Consider the following 22,164-nt stretch of genomic DNA (forward strand, 5'->3'; position numbering starts at 1 on the left):
TGCCCCCCACAATATTTCAGGCCCGCCAGCGAACGTGTAATTGAGTCGCGCGCCCCTGACCGATCTTATCCTGTTCCTATTTTTCGATGCGCATGTGGCATGGTGAATCCGATGACTCTCAAGCAACGTCTTCAGGTCGGACTCCTCTTCTCGATGGTCCTATTGCTGACGCTTCCTTTGACGGCGAATGCTGGGCGTTTCAGTCGAGGAGATGTCGTCCAGGTTTATAAAGACTTCTGGAAGAAGTGGTACAACGGCACCGTTCTTGATCTCAACCGCAAGACTGGCCAAGTTCAGGTGCAATATCAGGACGGTAGCCGAACGAAGGTCGAGATCTTCCACGAGAACTTCGTCCGTTTTGCCTACGAAGAAGACGCCATTGCGCCGGCTCGCAACTGGACCGACGCCACCGGTAGCTTCAAAATCATGGCCGCGCCGCTGGGGATCTACGGCGATACGCTCAAAATTCGTAAGCCCGACATGGCGGAGTTGGAAGTTCCCATCTCGAAACTCAGTGACGGCGATCAACGTTATATCGAACGGATTCGCCGCGAGATGGGGGGCGCAGCGGCACCAACGCCCACCCACTTGCCGGTGGTCAAATTCGCAGGTGGAAGCGGCGGCAGCCAGTTTCAAGTCGCCATTTCCAATGACGATCGAATCGCGATTCTTCCTGATCCGCTCCCAGCTTACATGAAACTCCAACAAGGTGGAGCTGCCTTTGGACGAATTGGTAGCTATAGCGATGGGGAAGAGTTTGGTGTCATCATTCCAGTGGGTGGACCACAATCGCTCGTTCTCGCGTCGGCTGAACGTCATCCTCGCGAAGGGGACGGATCAACGCGACTGATCTGGGTGTCGATTGCTGACAAGAGGATCGAAAGCCAGCAGAAACTTCCGCCCGATGAGTACGTGCTCGACTACCATCCTCCAACGCATCGCTTGCTGACTTACAGTTATGTCGATGGAGAAACGCGCGGCTTTAAGAAGAAGATCGCCTTGGCGATTTGGGAAGTCCTTCCGACCGACGAAATGGTAACGCCGGTTGTTCGTTGGGAAGCCCATCCGGCCGAAGGTACGGGCGAAGATCCCTGGGCGCAGATTATTGACGGACACGTCGTCTTGCAGCGATGGGATAAAGGAGAATACGTCGGGTGGAATGTCGATCAACAAAGTGTGGCGTATCGTATTAAACAAGAAGCGTTCAACGCAAATTTGCCGGCGTTTAGTGGAACGAAGAAGTACGCTTTCCTCCCGGAAGAAGACCAAGTCCGAATCTTTGATCCCTTGTCCGGCAGTATCATGACCTCCCTGCCGGCTCCGAAAGGCTCGAAAGCAGTTGCTCTCAGCGAAGATGGCAAACGGGCCGCTGTGCTGGATAACCACCAATTGGCCGTATGGAACCTCACTGATGCGACCGCAGAACCTCAGTATTACCACGCGGACGATATCGGCCGCACCACGGTGAAGTCGATGTTCTGGCTGGGCAGCGATAAGCTGATGGTCAAAACGTATCGCGAACTCCTGCTGTTTAGTCTGACGCAGCGGATCGTTATCTGGAGTTACCAGTTCGAGCACACCACCAAGCATGGCGACGAAGAACGACAACTGGTTCGTGTGGTAAACGATCACTTGGTGTACGGTGCTTCGGTTCGCGACGACAATCGCAATGAAGGGCTCGCCGTCGGGAATGTAAAATTGCCAGGCCCGAAAGTAGCAGAAGTCTTCGGCACCGTCGACCGTGAAGACCTGGAAGTTACGCGCCCCGGCGAACGTGTCCGTTTAGAGGTCCGTTGTGGCGATCAACTCAATCGCGATGTCTACTACGCATTGCTGGCGAAGATCGAAGAGAACGGTTGGATCCTGGACGCGGAGAATCCCACGGCAATCATTTACGCCGACGCCACCAAAGGGGAAACTCAAACGACAACTTACTACAACAATTCGTTCTTCTCGCGGGGCTCGCGGGAAGAGACGGTGACGTACATTCCCAACATCTATTCGCTGAAGATCGTCAAGGCGAATGACATCATTTGGTCGAGCCGCCGGCAGAGTGGTTCGCCAATGTTCATGTCGCTTCGCGAAGGGGAAACGGCACAGTCGAAGGTTAACGAATCGCAGCTCGCGAATGCGTCGTTCTTCAAGTATGCCGACATCCCTAGCCGCATCATCCACAAGGATTACCGACGCGGTCTGGGAACGACTTCGGTGTCGACACGCGGCTTGGAAGCAGGCGACCTGAAACCGCCTCCACAAATTGAACGTCCCGAGTCGACGGTTATCGATGCTACGGAAGAAGATCCTTTCAAATAGGCACGAGACAATCGGTCGTCACCAAGAAAAACAATCAGCCAGCGTGACATGCACGCTGGCTGATTCGATTTTCAGGGGATGTAGAGTCCCTTGAATGCGACTTGATTACGGCTGAATGACCAGTTGGCCGATCTTCTTCCCGGAATTCACGCCATTGGTGTGCCAGTCGTTGATGTTCGGGAAGCCATCCAGAAACTTCTGAATGAACTTGGGCCAATCCGACGGTTCGATTGTTAAGCAACCATCGGAGAAACGCTGGTTTCGGAAGCCATTGTGAACGTTAATCCCATACGATGTCTTCTTGGTGGGGTTATCACTCTCGACGCTCACTGCGTTCCGACAGTTTACCAATAATCCTGGCCGAATGCCTTGGGTTTTGACCACAAGATTATTTGCGCCCTGACGTGCGGCACCACCCCCTTTATGGAACCCGATATGCAGAGGATAAGTACCGTCAACAACACGCCCCTTGACGGTCATATCATCGGGCCAGATCGACCCCCGAAAGGTCCCTGACAAGCCACCAGAGAGCAGAAATACGGACTCGTACATCCCACTGAAAGTCGGTGCGGCATTTCCTTGTCGGGTGGTATGGGTTGGTACTTTTCCACCGTGACGCACCGTCAAAGTGACATTGCCAGCCGCAGGCGTTGGAATGGGCGTCGCAATGTTTCCGATCGCCGCGACTAACGTTTTCCAAGTCTTGCCACCAACATCGATCCGCTGATCGGCCCGCACCATGCCGACACGCAATAATTGAAAGTTGGTAATCGCGGTGACTGTGGCAGAACTTGCTCCTGACCGAGCGATTAAACCGTCGATGCCGCCGGGATGAAATCGCGGATTGTTCAGCTTCTTTGCAGCCTCGGTCAACATCTGTTGGACGGTTCTCACGTCCGGCTGCTTATTAACGGCACCACTTTCATAGCTTCCAACCGAAGCGCTAATCTGCCACATAACGTATGTCTATCTCCTAGGTGTGTAGAGTGGAACGTTATCGGATTATCGTCGACAATCTTTGGTTGTTGCGTAAAAAGTGAAAAGAATCCCGTAAGCGCCATCTCTCAGACCGTAGCCACCGACCGTTTTTGAGCTTAGAAGCGAAACCAACGCATGAAAGACGCTATGTCGAACCGAGTTCATGTTGCCATCACACACGAAGTCAAACCTGGCAAGGAAGCTGACTATGAGGCTGCATTGCGTGAGTTTGCTCGTACATCGTTGCACGAACCAGGAACGGCCGGCGTGCTACTGCTGGCGCCGGTTCCGGGAACGCATGGCTGTGAATTTGGTATCTTGCGATCGTTCGAGAACCAGGAATCGTGTGACGCATTCTATCAATCCGAGCGTTTCCGAGACTTCCACGAGCGAACAAAATCGCTTGTCGTCGATCAAGGTGTTCGCCGAAAACTACATGGCCTGGAAGCATTCTTCCGCGATCCGAAAGCCAACCCACCTGCGAAATGGAAGATGGCCATCATCACGTGGTTGGCTGTTTACCCGAGTGCCTGGATATGGTCGCTGGTGCTGCCACCCCTGCTGACGGGATGGCCCGATTTATTGGTGCGGGCCATGGTGAACGTCCTGGTCGTGATCACGCTGGCATGGTTTGTCATGCCGTGGCTAACACAGTTGTTTATGCCGTGGCTCTATCCTCCGGTTCAACATATCGGTGTGTTGAACCATCCGCCAATCACGAAATCCACACCACCATCCGACCCTGATTGAACGTTCGTCACCAGATGGCTTTTCACAAGAATGCCTTTCTGGTTGCGAGCCAACCACCTCAAAGGTGACAATAGTGGACGAACGTTCTAGTGATTTATGTTTTACAACTTTTCCAGCTAACAAAATTGTGACTGAAAACGAAGACGAAGCGATTGCTCGACCAGGCTTTCGGTTCTCATTAAACGCTGTGATTCTGTGGATTGCGATCTTAGCACTGATCTTTACCAACGTCCTGACCTACAACGCCGTTCTTGATTTGAAAAACGAACTCAGGACATCGGCCGTTTCTGGGATGCCAATTCCAGCGGAGGAGGTCGCGAAGCAATTCATCAAAGCGACGAACATTCCATCGACGGTCACAACCGAAGTCGAGGATGTACGATACTCCCCGGAAGAAGACACGTATCTTGTAGAGTTTGCCTGGACGCTTACGGCCACCGGAAAAAAATGGTATTCAAGCACTCGGTTGAAGAGCGATGGGTTCGGATTCTATCACGGGCAGATTTTAAGTAGCCAGTTCAACCAACCGTTGGGCCGGACACGTCCTTATTCCGTTTCCGTTCATACTCCTTCGCCTCTCAAAGGTAAACCATAAATCCTCATGCCGAAACCTCAACGCCATGTTGCCTTTCTGCGCGGTATGAACCTGGGAAAACGCCGCTTACCAATGAGTGACTTGCGTGACCTATTCATCGAATTGGGCTTTGAAGAAGTCGAGACGTTTATCGCAAGCGGTAATGTGATTTTCGCCACGGATGTTACCGCCAGTAAACTGCCCGATCAGATCGCACAACACCTTGAGAAATCTCTAGGGTATCAGGTCGACACGTTCGTTCGGACCACGACGGACGTCAAGAAAATCGGGGCATCCCAATCGTTTCCAGAAGATGGTGACCCAGCTTACACAATCCATGTCGCCTTTCTACAAAAGAAGCTACCCGCCCATCAAGCCGCCGCACTTGCGGCGATTGCCACAGAGAAAGATGCCTTCCAAGTAACCGGCAAGGAGTTTTACTGGCGATGTTTGGGCAAAATCTCAGAATCAGACGTGTGGAAGTTGCCTGAGACGAAAGCGATTAAACTTCCTACGCATTCGATGCGGAACATGACCAGCATCCGAAAGTTGATCGCAAAGCATCTCGACTGATTGCCGGTCGTTACTTCGCTTCGGAAGTCACGGTCACTGTCATCGGTGGCTGCGACTTGAGTTGAGGGTAACCCTTCATATCGAGAAAAGAGTCGAGCGTCACGACGACCAGCATAATCACCCCCATCGAAAGCTTACCGACCGTTCCGAGAATGCGGCCGATGAATGCGCCTTTGCCGATATTAAAGCGTTCTTCCGATGTTTTTTGCGTGTTATGCTCACCTAGCCAGGCTCCAGCAAACGCACCGAAGGCGCCACCAAGCAGCGCCCCCACCATCGTTCCAATCAGGGGAATAAAGCTGAGAAAGATCGCCCCGCCCAGGCTGCCAATAAACGCACCGACCAATGACAGGAAGATGCCGAGCTTGCTGCCCCCTTGTTTCGCCGCTCCGGCCGCACCAGCCAGGAACTCGATCAGTTCGCCGATCAATGCGATCACCGCCACAAAAATCACGACGGTCCAACTGATACGTGGAAAATAATCCGCCGGTAGAAAGTAGGCATAAAGGATCGTAAACGCCAGCAGAATCCAGTTGCCTGGCAGCGTGAACAACGTGGATACCCACGCAGCCAGATTGGCAAACATGAGCAATAAAGCAGCGACGTAAACCATAGGGTTGGTACTCAGGTAGAAAGTTGGGGACGTCCCCTATTTTACGCAAGTCTTAGCTGCGAACTAGCGGCGTTCATTCAATGAGTCTTCCTTGAGGTCGTGCGACGCCCCGCTCTTTTTAACCGTTCATTCTGCGATTTATCCAGTACTTCAAAGTACTTCGCTCTTGCTTAGGCAAATCTTCGAGAGCACCAAACAGTTTCGCCGATTTAACGCCTATTCCACAAGTTCAAGAAAGCCCCCCTTTTGCAGAGGACGCTGGACAGATGACCATCAACGACTTAGAAACACTTCGGCGGCGACAGATTCACGATTTACTCTACATAGCCCTAATTGAAATCCGGCAGCTTGGCGGCGATCTCAAGAGTCGCCCGGTCTTTGGCCTGGCCAATCTTCTCCACAATGTTCCGCTAGAACTGGAGCAAGTGGCCAAGAGAGAGATGACGTATGAGGAACTCTTTGACTCGCTAAACGTTCGTGCGAAACAATTAAACTGCCAGAAGTGGCTCGACGACCAAATCAAATGGCTGGAAACACACCGAACGCATCCATAACTTGCCAGTTCGAAAGCGGTGACTTCTTCATAAGAACCTCGATATTCGCAAACCCGCTTCGTCCGCCCAGCGAAGTAAGATCGAGCGTTCCTTGTCGTTGAGCTCTCGGTTTCTTCTTCCGCGAGCTTGGCAGATCGTAGGTCCCTGGTTGTTGACTTCGATGGTCAATGCCTTGCTGATGCCCTCGTGCGATTCGATCTCCATACTCCAGATCGAGCAGTGCCCACTAGCACATGATCGATCGTAAGTCGCCACGCAGTGATTCATCCTTCGACCTTCTTCAAGTAACGCCCGACTGCTGAGGAGTTCGCGAATCGTCCAACGCTTCCAGTTGTAGTTTTCGAAGGCGCCTTCTTCGAATTCATATGGTGGAATCCCAGTCGAAGTCCACTCTCGAACTCGGCGATGGGGAGCTTCCTTAACAAGGCCGCGATGCCAATGTTCAACACGTGCTAACAGGGACTCCGGCGTGCGTCCTTTCATCGTGAGATTCGGCTGCGTAGGAAGAGCGGTTTGCTCGTAACCTGGGGCTGGCTGAAAGCGTTGGTTATTTAAGTAATCTATGATCGGACCGACATGCACTCGATCGAGCATTGGGTGGCTAATCAACCAGCGAATCACGGTCGTCCAGAAATCGTCATTTTGGAAGTTTTCAGCAAGATGAGTACCAAGGATCGCCCGGGCGAGACATTCATCGCCACCCAATCCATGGATCTGCCCCCATCGCAGCGCTTGATCGATTGATAGATCATTCGGGGCAAGCATGAAGTGATGCGCCATCTTTTTAGTAAACGAAATAGGAAGATCACAAGTACGAACACTTTGTCCCTTGCCGACGTGCACGTACCACTTTCGTCGTTTTGCCGATTCATCTGTCTCGCCGGCAAACCACACTGAGTCAAAGAAACGTGGCACGTCGTCATACTGAACGAAAAGATGCCGCACTAGCGAGGCAAACTGACGGGTAACACTTCGAGTGCGTGGCTTCCAGTCTTCGACTCCGCGCAGCCACCATGGCGCATAAGCGGCCATCATCGCCATTGCATCAAGGTAAGTCCTTCCCCACAAGTCGCCGTATTGGATCGCAGGAGAATTATCAAACAACTTAGCTCGACAACGATGAACGTGTGTGATCAGACGAGAAAGGGCGCCGCGATCGACATGGCGTTCTTCTCTTGGCCGTTTGCTAGGCTGGACGATGTTGCAGAGACGTTGAAGATGAGGTTGGGTGACGTCGTGAATGGTCACTTCGTGGCGACAGATAGCCAACAGCAAATCGATTTCCCTACGTTTTTCTTTCTTCTTCGTCCTCAGACGCTGTTCCGCGGCGGCCTGAGTCAGGAAATAACGTTCGCGGCAACGAAGCTGCCAAGATTTGTGTAGCTTGCGGCTGAACCCATTTTGTTCGCACCAATCTTGATACGCTTCGATCGACGTTAACCCAAGACCGTGAAGATGATTCAGCAGATCATGATCCGGCTGCTCGGCCAGCGTTGTTTCTTTCTTTCGACTCATATTGATGACATACGCGGAGGGGATAGAAAAATGGTAAATGCAGCTTCGCGGGCTTTGAATTACGAGTCATTTTTTGGTTTCCTTTGGGGAAATGAGAGATTACTTGTTGAGGTAAGACATTATCGATGGAAACAGGTTCACGGGCTGCGTAGCAAGATGACAATCCGGCTGTCCACGTTTAGCACCTGAGTACCACATGGCAGATCGACAAGTGGCGTTTCCCAATGACAGTGGCCACGAATTATTAGCGGTGGTGGCAGAACGTCGACAATCATTCGGATCAATGGCGAGCCCTTCAATCCTTGCTCTGGTACGCCTGGTCCATCATGAAGAATAAGAATATCGAGTTCATCATGGATGCGACGCTGGAGGCAATCGCGAAAGTGTTGATCACTCTTTCGCTGGTTGCGGCGTGGGTCTCCGACGATGCCCCCGATTCCGGCGATCGTTAATTCACTTAGGACGACTTCCTGATCGTCAAGGAAGTGAATATTTCTTCCCATTTGGGAGACGTGTTCTAGATCGCTGGCAAACGTATCATGATTGCCAGCCACGCCGGTCACCCACCGGAAGCATCGGCCAAATGCCTGCCATACCGCAGTGACGTCGCCGGTACCACCACGTCGATCGAGCGTCGGTACCGTATAAAAGTCGCCGGCGAGGATCGCGCCGCAACGCTGGGGATCGATGCCTAACTCGGGAAGGATCTCGTTCTCCAGTTCTTCAGGAACGACTTCCCCCAACAAACGCGGTGGGTGCCCACGCGACGATTCAAACGTTTCTCGTCCTTGAAGATCGGCCGTCACCACGATCGCGTCGAGGTCCCCTGGCAACTGATCTACTTGAGATGTCTGCACCGGCAGCGACTCTCGATAGTATCCCCCCTGCCCTTTTCCCGCATTCAGAAAAGGGATTCGCCATGAAGGATCAGAGGGTTTAGAGACGATTCGCACGATAAGTACCGCGATCCGAAGGAAGCCTATAGAGAGTTGCTTCCCATTCGAGAGGGCTTGTCATGGAATAAGGTTCGCGTCTTCAAAAGAAAGAAGACGGAACGAAAGAGGGAAATCACCTTCATTTTTCCCTCAAGAAGCAAAGCGAACCCGCAGGGATCAATTCCTCCACTGACAGCTGATCGCTATCTGTCCTACGAATTCGCAGAAGCGTTACCCCAGACCAACGCGTTAGGGACAATTTCTCCATCGTTGGTTTCGCCAGATCCGGAGTAAGTCCCTGCCTCGGCTTGAATCACGATGAATTCCATTGGCACGCTGCTTGTGTTGCGAAAAGCCCGAGTCATCTCTGGCGGGCAGCTGAAACAAGCTCCAGGGCTGATCGGCAAAATATCTTCGCCCGCTTGAAACTCTCCCTCGCCGGTCAGGAAAACATACACCTCTTCGTTCTTACAATGCTTGTGCGCGAAAGGCATACCAGCCCCAGCTGGACAACAATTCAACGAGACCTCCATACCAGTCAAGTTAAGCTCGCTCTTCAGAAACCGCTTCGGCACCGGGGGCATATCCCGCAGCTGAAATCGGAAACCACCCCACTGGTCTAAGGGACCAGCATTTACATAGCCATAACGTTGATCCATATTGAAAACTCCATGTCATTTTGACGCGATTGCTTGAGCCAATCGGCGCATCGAATTCTTTTTAGGCCGGAAACGATGTGAACGAAAATGACTCGACTTCCGTTCAACTGCGATCACCTTACAAAACTCACTTTCATTTTGCAAGCGATCAAATGCCAGCCCTTCCTCCGCGTCGATCCAACTGTCCGATTTCGTGTACTCTGGACTTGTTGGGCGATAAGTGGACACTGCTCGTCGTCCGCGACTTAGTCATGGGCAAGAGCCGGTTCGACGAGTTCCTGAAAGGTCCGGAGGGTATTGCTTCCAACATCTTGGCCAAACGGCTGAAGCTCTTGACCGATGCTGGTTACGTAACGAGGAAACCAGATCCAAGCGATGGTCGGCAAGTCCTTTACGAACTGACGCCAGACGGAGAACCGCTACGTGAGCTAGCGATCACGGTAGCCCGCTGGGGAGAAAAACACTTCCCGGACGCGAAGATCCCTCGAGAACGAATCTCGCAAAAGTCCGTTTCACCTCCGAAGCAGGATACGCCAAAGCAAAGTCCGAAGTCACGGAAGGGAAAAGGGAAGTAGACAGCCAGGTTTGTCTCTGCTTGGCCCCTTTACCTGCCGGGCACCGCTTGCCCGATTTCGCTCACCCTGCCGCGTTGTTATAATTTCGCGCCTCGAACCTTTTATCTTTCCCCTGGGCATCGCCCCTACTTTCCGCAGGAGAACTGGCCATGAGCATCAGCGCGTTTATGGAGAAGAATTACCGCCATTTTAACGCTCGCGAGATGCTAGACGCTGCCAAGACCTACAAGTCGATGGTCGAAGGAGGCGGAAAGATGTTCATGTCGATCGCTGGGGCGATGAGTACCGCCGAGCTTGGTATTTCGCTGGCGGAAATGATCCGTCAGGATAAGGTCCATGCGATCAGCTGCACCGCGGCAAATTTCGAGGAAGACTTCTTCAACCTCGTTGCTCACGATGACTACGAGATGTGCCCGAACTACCGCGACCTCTCACCGGAAGATGAATTCCAGCTCCGCGAGGGTGGCTTCAATCGGGTCACCGATACCTGTATTCCGGAAACGGTCATTCGCCACTTCGAGCACAACCTGCTCGAGTATTGGAAAGAAGCGGACGAAAAGGGGGAACAGCACTTCCCTACCGACTATTTCTTCCGGCTGCTGAAGGATGGCAAGCTGCAGGAGCATTACCAGATCCCGCCTGAGCATAGCTGGGTTCTGGCAGCCTACGAAAAGGGAATTCCAGTTTATACGCCTGGCTGGGAAGACTCGACCCTGGGCAACATCTTCGCGGCCCGTGTTTATGACGGTACTTTGTCGACGCACAACGTGATCCACCCAGGCACACGGATGATGCAAGACTTGGTGAAGTGGTACCTCGAGCACGAAAAGAAGGGGATCGGCTTCTACCAAATCGGTGGTGGTATCGCTGGCGACTTCGCGATTTGTGCAGTCCCACTGATCCTGCAAGACTTAGAAATGCGAGACGCGAGTCTCTGGAGCTACTTCTGCCAAATTTCGGACTCAACCACATCGTTCGGCTCTTACAGCGGCGCGGTACCCAACGAGAAGATCACTTGGTACAAGCTAGGCAAAGACAGCCCGAAGTACATGATCAACTCCGACGCTTCGATCGTTGCTCCCTTAATGTTTGCATACATCTTGGGGCAATAAGCGTTTGCTGCGAGCAGCAACTTCGTTCAACGACAAAAGCTGGAATGGGCGTTTGCCTATTCCGGCTTTTTGTATGTTGGAAACTAGGTCGTTAGGCTTCTTTCCAGGGACCATGCAATGGTCCACCGCGAAGTGATTGCAGGCCGCGGATTTGGACGCGGTCTTGGTTCTTAAACGAGATGATCGGGCTCAAGCCGATTTCCATCAGCGCGGCCGACTCCTGATCGGTAAGCAGGTGTTCACCGCAAGGGTAGGCATCTCCATCGTCGGCTGGATCGAAGTAGAGAGGCAGGTCGCTGAACTGCGAGACCGCCGCAGTGTCCAATCCCCAGCCTCGTTCGTTAAAACCATGAGCGATTGCGGCACATGCGAGCCAAACAGGGCTACCCCATGCAAGTTGACTTCCACCTGGACTGGATATTTCCTCGAATAGGAAACGCTCGGTCGAGCGATACTTCTTACCGTACGGTAGTCGCAATTGCACACGTGGCCACAACCCAGCGATGCTGGTCATCGGCATCTTCATGCGGGCGTCGTTCCACGTTTCATGAATCGCATCGTCGGGGTTAAGCCACTGCCCTTTGCGAGCCAGTAATTCGATTACCCCGCCCGCTCCGGCTGCTTCTACCATCGATCCGAATCGCTTTGCCACGGTCAGGTCTTCCTCCCGCGTGCTGAACGGAAACAAGCAGCCAACTAGCCCCCACGAAGTTGCCCCGGGCGTTTTGGATGGCGTGATAATCGCTTCAACCAACCAGCTTTCCTGCCAGTTCTCGGCGCCCAAGGTCTCGTGGAACTGCTCCTCGGTCATGTCGAGCAGGTAGAACTTCAGCTTAGCATGCGTTTCGATTTGAAAGGTCAGAAACCGCAGTCCATGCCAGTTCATCTCCAGGCTGCGGAACCTCGGCCCGCTTAGTAGCTGCCGCATCGTTTCCTGAATGGCTTCATCGACGACGGCGACTAATTCATCCTGACGCGGATCGACACGTTGGATCGCACTGGCCGCAAGGACGCCTTGTATAAAGCCGTTCCAATCTCCGCTTTCCAGAGGCGAACTTCCTCCATCAACCGATTGCGACAAGACATCGGCAAACAGATCTTCCGAGCCAGGTGCCGCCGCCGAGACGGGCACATCATTAGAGCTAGGTGAAGCCGAGGTTTCCGGCCCTGTCCAAGCTAACACTTCTGCGGCGGCCGCATCAAAATGTTTGGGGTTCTGCAAGCGGCGACGGAGCGTCCGCAAGTGCTCGAAGATTTCAAGTTTCTCGAATAACTGGTCAGGCTCGAAGTCTTCGTATTCGTGGAACTCAATATCCTGCGTTTGCCCATCTGAAGACGCGAGCAAACCGTCGAGTCGAACTCCCAATTGTTCCGGCAGTTCGTAGAGGTTATCGCGATCAACAACAACCGGCTTCGGACTGCTTCGTTCCGCTGCGTGTCCGCTCCCGCGGAAGTTACCAAGCAACAGCACGTGCAGAGGCGTTTTCTCGTTTACAGCTGGGGTCGAGCGAGCCAGCGCAGCTCCGACTTGAATCTCTGCCATGATGACTCTCTCCGAACAATCGTTGTCCGTAATCAGGTTGAACAGGTACCGAGCGATTATTGTGGCTGAGCTACCACGCGATTCATGCCAAGCCCCTTGAGTTGGTCCGCCCACGACTTGCGGGTGAACAACTGCCAACTGTCAGGCATGTCGCCCACCTCGGTCAGAACGACTTCGATGGAACCCCCTAATAATTCGTCCACCGTCTCCTGGTCACGCGCCGACAAATAGGTTGCCAACAGATTTGGTGAGAAGACGGCAAAAAACTGCGGGCCAGGCGTGGCTGGTTCAGGCAAATCGCCTCGCTTTGGAGCAAACAGACCTTCGCGGAAATGTTCGACGATCGCGTGAGGGTCACCACTGGTAAAGAGGCAGCTGATTGCATCCATACCCCATAGCTCGTTGATGATCTCGCGGAAAGGTTCCAGATCGGTTGGGCAGTAAAGCATCGGCCCACCAAGAGCCGCAAACTTGGCATCCAAATCGGCACGTAGCGGAACACCTTCCAGGTCTTCCGGAATCGGCTTTTCAGCTCGCATGAAGTGGATCGCCAACACCGGCTTGGCCAACTTCGCCAACTGGCTGACCAACGCAAACGGCGAGAAGGGAACCTGCGGTACGCCTTCTAGGACACTGTGATAAACCGGATATCCCGAGTCTGCTGCTTCCTCTTGGAAGCAAAACCCGCGTACTGAATCGGCCGATGGCTTCGCAGGTACCGTCTCCGGCTTCTCGTCGGCGAACGATACGGGAGGTTCCGATGAGGCGTATTCAGGATTTCGCCAATTTGGATCAGACTGCGGACGTTGCGGGGGAAAGGGTGACGAGTTATCCGCACCTGGGATGCCCGGTTCGCTTGGCGGTGGACCGACGATGTTATTACCCGGCGGTTCGTCGCCGAATCCAATCAAACTTGGATTGATTGCCGACGGTCCCTTTTGATTGGTGAACGATGGTCCTTTCGGCCCGCCAAAAGATGGCGGCCCGAACTGGGGATCGTCATCGACATCTTCTCCAAAATCGAGGCCAGGCCCGGCGTCGTCATCGAACTCTTGGGAACCAAAATCGAGATTTGGATTTCCGGATCCGCCAAATCCACCACCAGCCAACCAAGGAGGCGGGCTTGCGGAGCCCGGTGGCGTTAAGTCGGAACTGGGTGGCGACTCGTGCGGAGGTGTTTCTTGGGGAAGCCCGCCAAATACCGGGCCCTCTTCGTCTGGTTCAATATTCGTTGGCGGCTCTGCCGAGGCGGGAGGCGTTCCTGGCGGAAGTGGTGCCTTTCCGATCGGTGGTGGAGGAGATCCCATATCCGGGACGCCACCAGGAAGCTGCGGAGGGCTACTCGGCGGTGACGCTGGAAAGTTCGGAGGTGACGCCGGGCTGCCAGGAGGTGCCGGAAAGTTCGTCGGGGCTCCGGGAAGTGGGCCAAGCGGCGGCGGGCTGTTGCCTCCTTTCGCGAACTTGAACACAGGAGCATCACCACCTCGTTGCCCCGGTCGTGGCGGCAACGGTTGACCAGGAAGTGGTGAGCCTGGGGGAAGATGCGTTGGCGGGGCTGGCCCGGGACCAGATTGAGGTAGCCCAGGAGGTTCCGGCGTAGGTGCATCCCAGGAAGGTGGGGCGTCCTCAGGACGTGGAGTACCAGGCGGGTAATGCCCACCCCCAGGCGGAAATTCGGGCGAATTGTGACCATGTTGCCCACTTGGCGATGCAGGCGGTGCTGGCATGACAGGGGACTGCGGAGCACTGGGCGGCAGATTGGTTGGCGGTGGCGGAGTGTCTCCTCCCTGAAATCGAGGGTCGGTCGTAGGGACCGAACCGCTGCCAAACGCCATCGACATCAGCCCTGGGTTATCGACCGGCTCGAAATTGCCAAAGTTGGTTGATTCGTAGGGATTCTTAGCGCCGCCGTCGATCTTCACCACAAACTGAGTTCGCCCCGCGAAAATGGTCTGACCATCGCGGAGAACCAAGTTTTCTTTCACGAAGTCTTCATCGACCCGCGTTCCATTTCGGCTATCGAGATCGCGAAGCCAGCAATATTTTCCGTCGTTCTGGATCTCGAAATGCTGGCCCGACATCATGACGTCGTCCGAGAAGGTTTCGTCCGCCCAATTGGTGCGTCCAATCTTGCACGTCTGATCTCGCGGAATTTTGATTTGGCGTCCAACTTCCGATCCGACGACCACCTCAAGAACTACCAGCATTAGTACTATCTGCGCCTAAATTTAGGGGAAAGTGTCCATTGTCCGATTAAATCAGTATCCAGGTGCTCCGTCAAACTAATACGACCTGATTACCTATCGACAATGAAGCATAAGACACAACCTGGCACGAAGCCGCCAAACGTCATTATCGGTCGATCGATAAAATCGTTGCGTAAATAATGATCGCCCAGATCGCGCGGTTTGCCTCAAATGTCTTATCAGGTTCAATCGTCAAGAATTGACTCGAAAACCGCGAGATTTCCCCCAGATTCCTGTGTTTCATCACGACACTTGCCCCTATCGTGAAAAAAATGAATCCTTATGGTTAACCGGGCAGATGTGCCCCATTCCCCATCAAGTATTCGATTCTTCTTGCCCCCTTTCGCGAAAGAGCTCATGAGCACTGCCGAAAACCCGCAACCAGCCACGCTAACTGAAGAAGAGTACAGCTACGACATCGTTCCCTATCCGAGTCACCCGTTTCGTCAGTCTCACCCGGAACGTTTGGCGGCTGTCGGGCATCTGTTCGGGCTCGATGCCGCTCCGATCGATAATTGCCGCGTGCTGGAGATCGGTTGTGCCGCTGGGGGCAATCTGATTCCGATGGCGGAAGGCCTGCCAGGAAGCACGTTTGTTGGTGTCGACCTTTCGAAGAAACAGATCGAGTCAGGTCGCAAGAATATTGAAACATTGGGGCTAAGCAACATCGAACTGAAGCACATGGACTGTGCGGACATCGACGAATCATTCGGCAAGTTCGACTACATCATCGCTCATGGTGTCTTCTCATGGATTCCACACGATGTCCAGGAAGCACTGTTCAAAATTTGCCAGAACAACCTGTCGGAAAACGGGATCGCATACGTCAGCTACAACACATACCCAGGCTGGCATCTACGTGGAATGATCCGCGACATGATGAATTACCATGTCCGCAACTTCGATGACCCACCCCGACGCATTCAGCAATCACGAGCCTTGTTGGAATTCCTCGCCAAGAGCGTTTCTGCTGATCGAGGTGCGTACGGAATGCTGCTCAACAGCGAACTCGAATTGATTCGCCGGCAGTCGGACAATTACTTGTTTCACGAGCATTTAGAGAAAGACAACACCCCAATCTATTTCCACGAGTTCATCGAACGGGCCAAACAGCGCGATTTGCAATACTTGGGCGAAGCTCAGTTAGCCACGATGTGGATCGGTAATTTCCCGAAAGAAATCGCCCAAACGCTAGAGCGTGTCGCTCCTGATATTGTCCAACGTGAGCAGTATGCCGACTTCGTTCGCAATCGCACTTTCCGTCAGACGCTACTATGCCATAAGAAGGCGCCGATTACGCGTGCTCTGCGGTTAGAGTCACTGAAAGGTGCCTACATTGCGGGCAACTTGGATGAAAAGGCCGAAGAAGGCAAGTCGCCACAATCCGAAGTGAATCAAGCCACTACCTTCATTAACCCAACCACACGTCAGACGATGACTACTCAAGATCCCTTGGTGGTTTCGACGGTGCGACGTTTGAAGGAATCGTATCCAGTTGCGGTCTCTTTCGACGAATTGTTTCAGAACGCAATGGATACTTTGGTCAAAGATACAATTTCGGATGCCACAAAGATCGATGCACTGAAGCGATCGCTGGCCACCAACATTATCCACATGACGGTCAGTGGCATTGTGGAACTGCAATACAATCCTTCCCTGTTTACCAACAAAGCTTCCGATCGACCGAAAACTTCGGCGGTGGCTCGCATGCAAGCGAAAAACACCAATCGTCTGACCAATGCACGGCACGAGACCGTCGCGGTGGATGATTTAACTCGACATATGACCCCATTTGTCGACGGTACACGCAGTTCCGAGCAACTGGTCGCTGAACTGAAGCGGTTGGTCGATGATGGCAAGCTGGTCATTCAACAAAAGGGAGAAAAACCCGAAAGTTTGACCATGGATGTCGTCATGTCGCAAGCCGTTAACGAGGTGCTTAAGCGACTCTCGAACGCGTCGTTATTGGTCGAATAGCGACTCTACGACGAAAAACCAAGTGACGTGCTCTACAAGGGACCAAGGCTTATCATGCCTCGGTCCCTTCTTCTTTTCCCTCAGAAATAGCGTCACGGGGCTGTCTTGCAAGCTAAATTAGGTGTGATTTAATGGCGCTATCCAGGCGAATCTGGTTTGTTTCTTTTGGAAGAGAAGCCCCAGGTCGAGTCGCCTATCCCTAAAATCAGCAGCACGAGAACGACCATGGCCAAGCTGACTCCCGGCATGAAGCAGGATTGGAAGCAACGCCCGGCTAACAATGGCCGGCCGATGAAGCGGATGGTCCGGTTGGTCGTTGTGGGGACATTATTTGTTGCCTTGCTGGCAGTCTTGATCTGGTTCTTATTACCCCCATCCGAGCAGCGAACCTACTTCTTTGCTGCCAATCCGATCGAGTACGACCTGCTGGCCACCATGCCGCTGGTTCACAGTTCGGTTGCCGATACTATTTCCGAAGAAGGCAACCACGATCCCAAGTCGTTTCTGATCAGCCGAGTTACTGTCGGCGATTTTCCGCCACTCGATCAAGTTGCTCGTGAAGCATCGGGTGGGCATCTCCCAGGTTGGAATGATGCCTGCGTACTTTACCTGCAAGCTCACACGATTCGGTTCGACGCTGAGGGGCAGCCGCATGTCGTGGTCGCGATGCCACGTTTCCTGCGAAACTCGCTTGCCGATTGGGAACAGGAAGGAGTTCTCGATCTCAACGTCCTCTTCGATTGGATTGAGACCGCCAACTGCCCTACTAAACTTGTGCTGTTGGATGCCGGTACGATCGTGACCGACGGTCAGATCGACTTGTATCAAAACAACTTCGCAGCCGCACTCGAAGCCGAGTTTAAGAAACGTGACTCCAGTTTGTTCCTCATCACATCGCACGATGACGGGCAGAAGTCGCTCTCACGGTCACTTCATAGCAACTCGATTTTCTCTCAAGCTATTCAAGAAGCGCTGATTGGCAAAGATATAAGCGATCAGAATAACGATCATCAATTGAGCTTGGACGAGTTGTACCATCACATTTGCGTACGAGTGAAAGATCATATCGGCACCGGGTCGATCGCGCAGACGCCGCGATTGTTCCAAGGTGGCGAAGGTATTCTGGTCGACGACTTCCCAAGCCGTTTTGTCTGCCGATATCTTCGTGAAGATCCGCTTGAAACCGCACTTGAAGACAAAGCTGCCGAAAAGAAGAAACCCGAAGCAACGCCACCACCACCTCCTCCGAAACCTGATGCCAAAGATGGCACGGATGGTGCGAGCGAAACCGACACGAAGGATAAAGAGAAAGACCCGCGCTGGACGACTCTGTTCGCGGTATGGCAGCTCCGTGATCAGTTAGCGGCACCGCCGGCGGCTCGTGGCGATCAAGTTTGGAGTCCCATCGATTTCGCCCCGCAAGACTTTCGCCGATTGGACGACTACTTGATCGGTTTCCAGTTTCGCCTGCTATATAACAGTGGCACGGTCGAAGAAGGGAAGCTGATCAAGATGCAGCAAACCTTGACGGCACTGCTCCAGGGCATCCAAACCGGGACTGAGGTGAACGCCCCAGATCGAAATCGCGAGAACTCGCCAGATGAGAACCTCGTCGAAGCTTGGAACACCTTCATCAATAGCCCTTATTACGCGGCTTGGAGTGCTGATCTAACCGATCAAGGCCTGCGTGCACGCAATGACATCTTAGGCTGGAACTACTGTCTCTATTACGTGCCGCAGTTGACGCAACTGTTCGATTTAGCGGGCACCGACAGTTCGCTTTCAGAGAATCTAGCGTTGCTACGAGAAATCCGCGATGTGAGCGTCGCGATGGTATCACTACCTTCTGCCGACAAGCCGTCGGCGGTGATCGATCGATTACCATTTGGCAATGCCATTCAGAATGCGATCAGCCAAATTCAAACCAAGCAACGGCTGATGGGATCGAATCTGGAGATTACCTCACCTCAAAGCAATCCTAACGCGGCGATGGCCGATACCTTGCGATTGATTGCTTACCTACAAACCTCCCTGCCGTCGCCAGCCGACCGCCAAACCATGATCCATGCTTTACGGGATTTCTCAGACCTACCAATCCCTAAGATTTCGTTCGTAAGCGAATCGGTTAACGTTCTTTCGCAACTTTCCAGCGGACCGTTACCTCGCGCTTCGGAGGCCAGCATGAAGCAACTTCGTGAATTACATGTCGAGATCGCGGCATCCGATAACCCGCCAAGTGGAGACGCGGCAGACGCTTTCTTTCAACTTGGCAGACGTGTCGAAGAGAAGATAGCATCCGACACCAACTTCCCTGAACAAGTTCGCTACAACGTGTTGGTTCGCACGCTTGATTGGCGAGACATGCCTCAAACGATCGTCCGCGAAGTCCCGCCCCTTCCGATCCGCTTTCCGGTGAAGGAGAAGCTTCCTCACCTTGTTGTGGATTCGAACAGCCAATCGCAGACGATGGACTTGGAAACGATCGATCGAATTGTTGACTTCAGCATCACACTGGATGCAACCAACTTTACTTCACGAAATGTTTCTTTCACCGTGAAATATGATCAGGCGGTTTTAGATGTCGCTTTCAAGAATGGCAGCTTCGATCCGAATACCGGGATTTTGAGCTACCGTGTTGATGCAAGTGGCCCGCTGAAGATCGAAGGGTATGCTTCCGCCAAGCTTAACCGCGAACAAAATGCTGCACGCAAGAATCAGCCGAATGTCCGCTTGGCCCAAAACGAAACGATAGAGTTTTCGATTCCAGCCGAACTGATACCCCCAGGAGCACAAAATAGTCGCGTTGCAAAGTTAGATGCTTCCCTTCCCTGGGCGGATGTCGTGGAGTTAGTTGTGCAGCAACCAGGTGCCGATCAGCCAGGCATTTTCTACGGACCGCGAGTCCAGATTCCGCTGTTCGACAATCGCAACTCCGAATTCAAGCTGGGGGTCGTTAATCGCTCGAAGTTACCTCGGAGCGTCAAGGTATCTCTCTATCCCGTCGTCCGACCACCAAATAGCGTGATGCCACGCGGGCGAATCTTCTCGCAGAACTATCATCGTAAACCAGCCGGTAATGGTCCGGGTACTCAGGGAGAAGAGCTTGAACCTTGGCGATTGTTCTCGTTTGAGATCCCCCTAGCGAACAAAGGCGCCGACTTCGCCCCGACCGGGATCGCCACGGCCGCCAATCTTCCCAAGACCGATCAAATCCCACCAGTCGCGACTCGTGCTCGCGGCAGCATAATTAATGCCCCGGTCGATCCTAGTCGCGTTAATTGGCTTACCTTCCAAGGACCTCCCGGCCCACCAGGCCCAGATGGAAAGCCGGGCCAGAATGGGAAGATCGCCGCAACGGATATGTCCAACGGCTTGTTGGTCGTAATCGAAGATGAACAAAACAAACAACCTGACGGGTCGCCGATTCGTTGGTTGCGTTTTGTCGAGTTTGTCGCGCGGCACCCTAAAGATTATCTCGATCTGCAAACGACAGTCGTGCCAGTCAACTTGATTCGCAAGCTCGACATGATTGTCCAACCGATCTCCGACGACCGAGCCCTTCCGTTGGCAACATGGGATTCCGAGCCGCTAACTGGCTTTGTCGGGCTGCCCCAGGACTTAGCCAAAGTGCCAATTCGTGTGGCCTGGGATTGGGCCTGGAATGGTACATTCGGTCCGAACGAGCTCAAGGAACGGCAAGCGTTTGGCAGCTTGAATTCTCCCACGGCATCAGCCAACTTAGGGGCGATTCTGAATCTAGATCGCAATAGTCCGGTCGAGCGTCCTGTACTTCTAAACGTTTCGTCCGCGGAAGAACTACCGACGCTGCGACGGGCTTTTCGTGACGTGATGAATCTTTCCACAGGGAGACTAAACGTCGATGCTTCCGCTGGTTTTCAAACGTTGTGGCTTGATTCGTACCAGCCCCATATTCACAACGAAGAAAAGCCGACGCCGCCAATCGAGATTTTAGCTCAATCGTGGCCCGAGAATCGGATGCCAATCATTTTGCCAAGTGATACCGACTCGGTTGATTGGATGCTGGCTCTTTCTACGGATACGAACAGCTTTAACTATGCCAGTGAAACCAATCCGAACACTATTCAATTGGGTCTGCTAGAAGGACAAAACAACTTCCTATCGGCACGACCTGATTTCACCGAAACGCTCTACTCGAATCGTTCGTTCGGGGTGACGTTGACGAAATCCCTTTCTGAAGGGCAACTGGTGTTTGCTGCCAGTCTGCAAGATATCAATGCCCCCAACCTGAGCACGAAAACGCAAGAGACATTCGTCGGCAACTTTGTGGTGGAAGTTCGGACCGGCCAAGGTCTCGTCAATAGTCTGCAGATCCCGGTTGTGATCGACAAAGATCCTCCCACAATCAACATCGGGCCGACACGACTCGATATCCCTGTGAATGATGGACAGAAGATTACGATCCCAGTAGCTGATAGTGCGTCAGGGATCAAACAGCTGGAAATCGGTGCCAAGGGCCCTGGTGACACGATCGCTGACAAACCAAAGATTATTGAACCACTCGTGGGCAACATCGTCCCAGATCCGAACGATCCATTCCAGCGTCGTCCGCAGTTCATTCTCAACATTCGCCCCGAGGACTTTAAGTGGGACTTTGATACGACCCATATCTTGCGAGTCGTTGCCGTGAACCGAGCGAACCTGCGTTCCAAACCATTGGATCTTCAGATTCGTGTATTGCCGAAAGTTGCAGAGCCAAACGACGTCGATCCGATGCCGATGATGGCCATTCAAGCCCAAGTGGTCTTTGTTAACGGAAGAGTAGCCGAAGATCCCAAGTATCGCCCGACCATCAAGGAGATGCCCGGCATCACGGCGATAAGGGCCCAAGACGGAAAGTCATGGATCTTCCAAAGCCGCCAGCTCAAAGCAGGCACGAATTACACATTGCAAACAAGTGCCCGGCAGTCGTCTGGAGGCATCGCCTCGGCCGAAACCACGGCTCAAGCGACGCCCGCTAAGGATCAAGGTCCGGTCTACCAGCTCAAGTTCAAGTAGCTAGCAGAACACTGTGAAGAGTCCAACAGAATAGGCAGGATGCAGCCCATGCAGCAAACTCGACGACTGCACACAATACGTCGACTTTTCCGGCCAGCCATTGAATACTGTTTTCCTGGAACTTGGACTCCGATGCTACTGATGGTGGGGGAGATCCTTCAGCGTGCTGATCCCACGTTGAAGCACAGCGTCTTCCCCTAAGCCTCACAA

16 protein-coding genes are annotated in these 22,164 nt (G+C 53.2%); 9 read left to right on the forward strand and 7 right to left on the reverse strand.

Features of this window, described 5'->3' with window-relative positions; genetic code table 11:
- The first annotated feature begins 111 nt into the window (after positions 1–111).
- On the forward strand, positions 112–2,313 hold the full coding sequence (locus C5Y83_RS09640) for an SHD1 domain-containing protein (RefSeq protein WP_158262301.1): 2,202 nt from the start codon (positions 112–114) through the stop codon (positions 2,311–2,313).
- Between the two features lie 105 nt (positions 2,314–2,418).
- Here the strand turns inward: C5Y83_RS09640 and C5Y83_RS09645 are convergent, their stop codons facing one another.
- Positions 2,419–3,270, reverse strand: coding sequence for a hypothetical protein (locus C5Y83_RS09645; RefSeq protein WP_105329460.1), 852 nt, complete (start codon positions 3,268–3,270; stop codon positions 2,419–2,421).
- Between the two features lie 156 nt (positions 3,271–3,426).
- Between C5Y83_RS09645 and C5Y83_RS09650 the strand changes: the two genes are divergently transcribed.
- From C5Y83_RS09650 to C5Y83_RS09660, 3 genes are all read left to right on the forward strand, one after another.
- Positions 3,427–4,041: an antibiotic biosynthesis monooxygenase gene (locus C5Y83_RS09650; protein ID WP_105329461.1), complete on the forward strand. Its 615-nt coding sequence runs from the start codon at positions 3,427–3,429 to the stop codon at positions 4,039–4,041.
- Between the two features lie 127 nt (positions 4,042–4,168).
- Positions 4,169–4,636 (forward strand): hypothetical protein, encoded by a 468-nt coding sequence (locus tag C5Y83_RS09655; protein ID WP_105329462.1) that lies wholly within the window; start codon positions 4,169–4,171, stop codon positions 4,634–4,636.
- Between the two features lie 6 nt (positions 4,637–4,642).
- Positions 4,643–5,188 carry a DUF1697 domain-containing protein gene (locus C5Y83_RS09660; protein ID WP_105329463.1) on the forward strand — a complete coding sequence of 182 codons (546 nt, stop codon included), beginning with the start codon at positions 4,643–4,645 and terminating at the stop codon, positions 5,186–5,188.
- A gap of 10 nt (positions 5,189–5,198) precedes the next feature.
- Here C5Y83_RS09660 and C5Y83_RS09665 read toward each other — a convergent pair whose 3' ends face one another.
- Complete coding sequence (locus C5Y83_RS09665; protein ID WP_105329464.1) at positions 5,199–5,801, reverse strand: DUF456 domain-containing protein; 603 nt, start codon at positions 5,799–5,801, stop codon at positions 5,199–5,201.
- Positions 5,802–6,067: 266 nt separating this feature from the next.
- On the opposite strand from C5Y83_RS09665, the gene C5Y83_RS09670 reads away from it, so the two are divergent.
- Positions 6,068–6,355 (forward strand): hypothetical protein, encoded by a 288-nt coding sequence (locus C5Y83_RS09670; protein WP_105329465.1) that lies wholly within the window; start codon positions 6,068–6,070, stop codon positions 6,353–6,355.
- 27 nt (positions 6,356–6,382) lie between these two features.
- On the opposite strand, the gene C5Y83_RS09675 is transcribed toward C5Y83_RS09670, so the two are convergent.
- The 3 genes from C5Y83_RS09675 to C5Y83_RS09685 all read right to left on the reverse strand — a co-directional run bounded on the left by C5Y83_RS09675 (position 6,383) and on the right by C5Y83_RS09685 (position 9,464).
- Positions 6,383–7,870, reverse strand: a complete 1,488-nt coding sequence (locus tag C5Y83_RS09675) for a PcfJ domain-containing protein (RefSeq protein WP_105329466.1) — start codon at positions 7,868–7,870, stop codon at positions 6,383–6,385.
- Between the two features lie 137 nt (positions 7,871–8,007).
- Positions 8,008–8,727, reverse strand: coding sequence for a metallophosphoesterase (locus tag C5Y83_RS09680; RefSeq protein WP_105329467.1), 720 nt, complete (start codon positions 8,725–8,727; stop codon positions 8,008–8,010).
- A 290-nt stretch (positions 8,728–9,017) separates the two neighbouring features.
- Positions 9,018–9,464, reverse strand: a complete 447-nt coding sequence (locus C5Y83_RS09685) for a cupin domain-containing protein (RefSeq protein WP_105329468.1) — start codon at positions 9,462–9,464, stop codon at positions 9,018–9,020.
- A gap of 152 nt (positions 9,465–9,616) precedes the next feature.
- On the opposite strand from C5Y83_RS09685, the gene C5Y83_RS09690 reads away from it, so the two are divergent.
- Together C5Y83_RS09690 and C5Y83_RS09695 are read left to right on the forward strand one after the other, a co-directional pair.
- Positions 9,617–10,039, forward strand: a complete 423-nt coding sequence (locus C5Y83_RS09690) for a winged helix-turn-helix transcriptional regulator (RefSeq protein ID WP_105329710.1) — start codon at positions 9,617–9,619, stop codon at positions 10,037–10,039.
- A 149-nt stretch (positions 10,040–10,188) separates the two neighbouring features.
- Entirely contained in the window at positions 10,189–11,151 is a 963-nt protein-coding gene (locus C5Y83_RS09695) for a deoxyhypusine synthase family protein (RefSeq protein ID WP_105329469.1), read from the forward strand.
- Between the two features lie 91 nt (positions 11,152–11,242).
- On the opposite strand, the gene C5Y83_RS09700 is transcribed toward C5Y83_RS09695, so the two are convergent.
- Positions 11,243–12,694, reverse strand: a complete 1,452-nt coding sequence (locus tag C5Y83_RS09700; protein ID WP_105329470.1) for a type VI secretion system contractile sheath domain-containing protein — start codon at positions 12,692–12,694, stop codon at positions 11,243–11,245.
- A gap of 56 nt (positions 12,695–12,750) precedes the next feature.
- On the reverse strand, positions 12,751–14,901 hold the full coding sequence (locus C5Y83_RS09705) for an FHA domain-containing protein (RefSeq protein WP_105329471.1): 2,151 nt from the start codon (positions 14,899–14,901) through the stop codon (positions 12,751–12,753).
- A 396-nt stretch (positions 14,902–15,297) separates the two neighbouring features.
- On the opposite strand from C5Y83_RS09705, the gene C5Y83_RS09710 reads away from it, so the two are divergent.
- Positions 15,298–16,917: a methyltransferase regulatory domain-containing protein gene (locus C5Y83_RS09710; RefSeq protein WP_158262302.1), complete on the forward strand. Its 1,620-nt coding sequence runs from the start codon at positions 15,298–15,300 to the stop codon at positions 16,915–16,917.
- A gap of 225 nt (positions 16,918–17,142) precedes the next feature.
- A complete protein-coding gene (locus tag C5Y83_RS09715) occupies positions 17,143–21,954 on the forward strand; it encodes a hypothetical protein (protein ID WP_105329473.1) in 4,812 nt (1,603 codons plus the stop codon).
- Positions 21,955–22,164: the final 210 nt, after the last annotated feature.

The organism is Blastopirellula marina (assembly GCF_002967765.1).
In the GTDB taxonomy this organism is placed as follows: Bacteria; Planctomycetota; Planctomycetia; order Pirellulales; family Pirellulaceae; genus Bremerella; species Bremerella marina_A.

Bases quoted from the DNA above. Each gene is read 5' to 3' on its own strand.
- C5Y83_RS09685 (WP_105329468.1), bottom strand. From the start codon at position 9,464: ATGGATCAACGTTATGGCTATGTAAATGCTGGTCCCTTAGACCAGTGG.
- C5Y83_RS09710 (WP_158262302.1), top strand. From the start codon at position 15,298: ATGAGCACTGCCGAAAACCCGCAACCAGCCACGCTAACTGAAGAAGAG.
- C5Y83_RS09645 (WP_105329460.1), bottom strand. From the start codon at position 3,270: ATGTGGCAGATTAGCGCTTCGGTTGGAAGCTATGAAAGTGGTGCCGTT.
- C5Y83_RS09675 (WP_105329466.1), bottom strand. From the start codon at position 7,870: ATGAGTCGAAAGAAAGAAACAACGCTGGCCGAGCAGCCGGATCATGAT.
- C5Y83_RS09640 (WP_158262301.1), top strand. From the start codon at position 112: ATGACTCTCAAGCAACGTCTTCAGGTCGGACTCCTCTTCTCGATGGTC.
- C5Y83_RS09670 (WP_105329465.1), top strand. From the start codon at position 6,068: ATGACCATCAACGACTTAGAAACACTTCGGCGGCGACAGATTCACGAT.
- C5Y83_RS09650 (WP_105329461.1), top strand. From the start codon at position 3,427: ATGAAAGACGCTATGTCGAACCGAGTTCATGTTGCCATCACACACGAA.
- C5Y83_RS09660 (WP_105329463.1), top strand. From the start codon at position 4,643: ATGCCGAAACCTCAACGCCATGTTGCCTTTCTGCGCGGTATGAACCTG.
- C5Y83_RS09690 (WP_105329710.1), top strand. From the start codon at position 9,617: ATGCCAGCCCTTCCTCCGCGTCGATCCAACTGTCCGATTTCGTGTACT.
- C5Y83_RS09700 (WP_105329470.1), bottom strand. From the start codon at position 12,694: ATGGCAGAGATTCAAGTCGGAGCTGCGCTGGCTCGCTCGACCCCAGCT.
- C5Y83_RS09695 (WP_105329469.1), top strand. From the start codon at position 10,189: ATGAGCATCAGCGCGTTTATGGAGAAGAATTACCGCCATTTTAACGCT.
- C5Y83_RS09705 (WP_105329471.1), bottom strand. From the start codon at position 14,901: ATGCTGGTAGTTCTTGAGGTGGTCGTCGGATCGGAAGTTGGACGCCAA.
- C5Y83_RS09715 (WP_105329473.1), top strand. From the start codon at position 17,143: ATGGCCAAGCTGACTCCCGGCATGAAGCAGGATTGGAAGCAACGCCCG.
- C5Y83_RS09665 (WP_105329464.1), bottom strand. From the start codon at position 5,801: ATGGTTTACGTCGCTGCTTTATTGCTCATGTTTGCCAATCTGGCTGCG.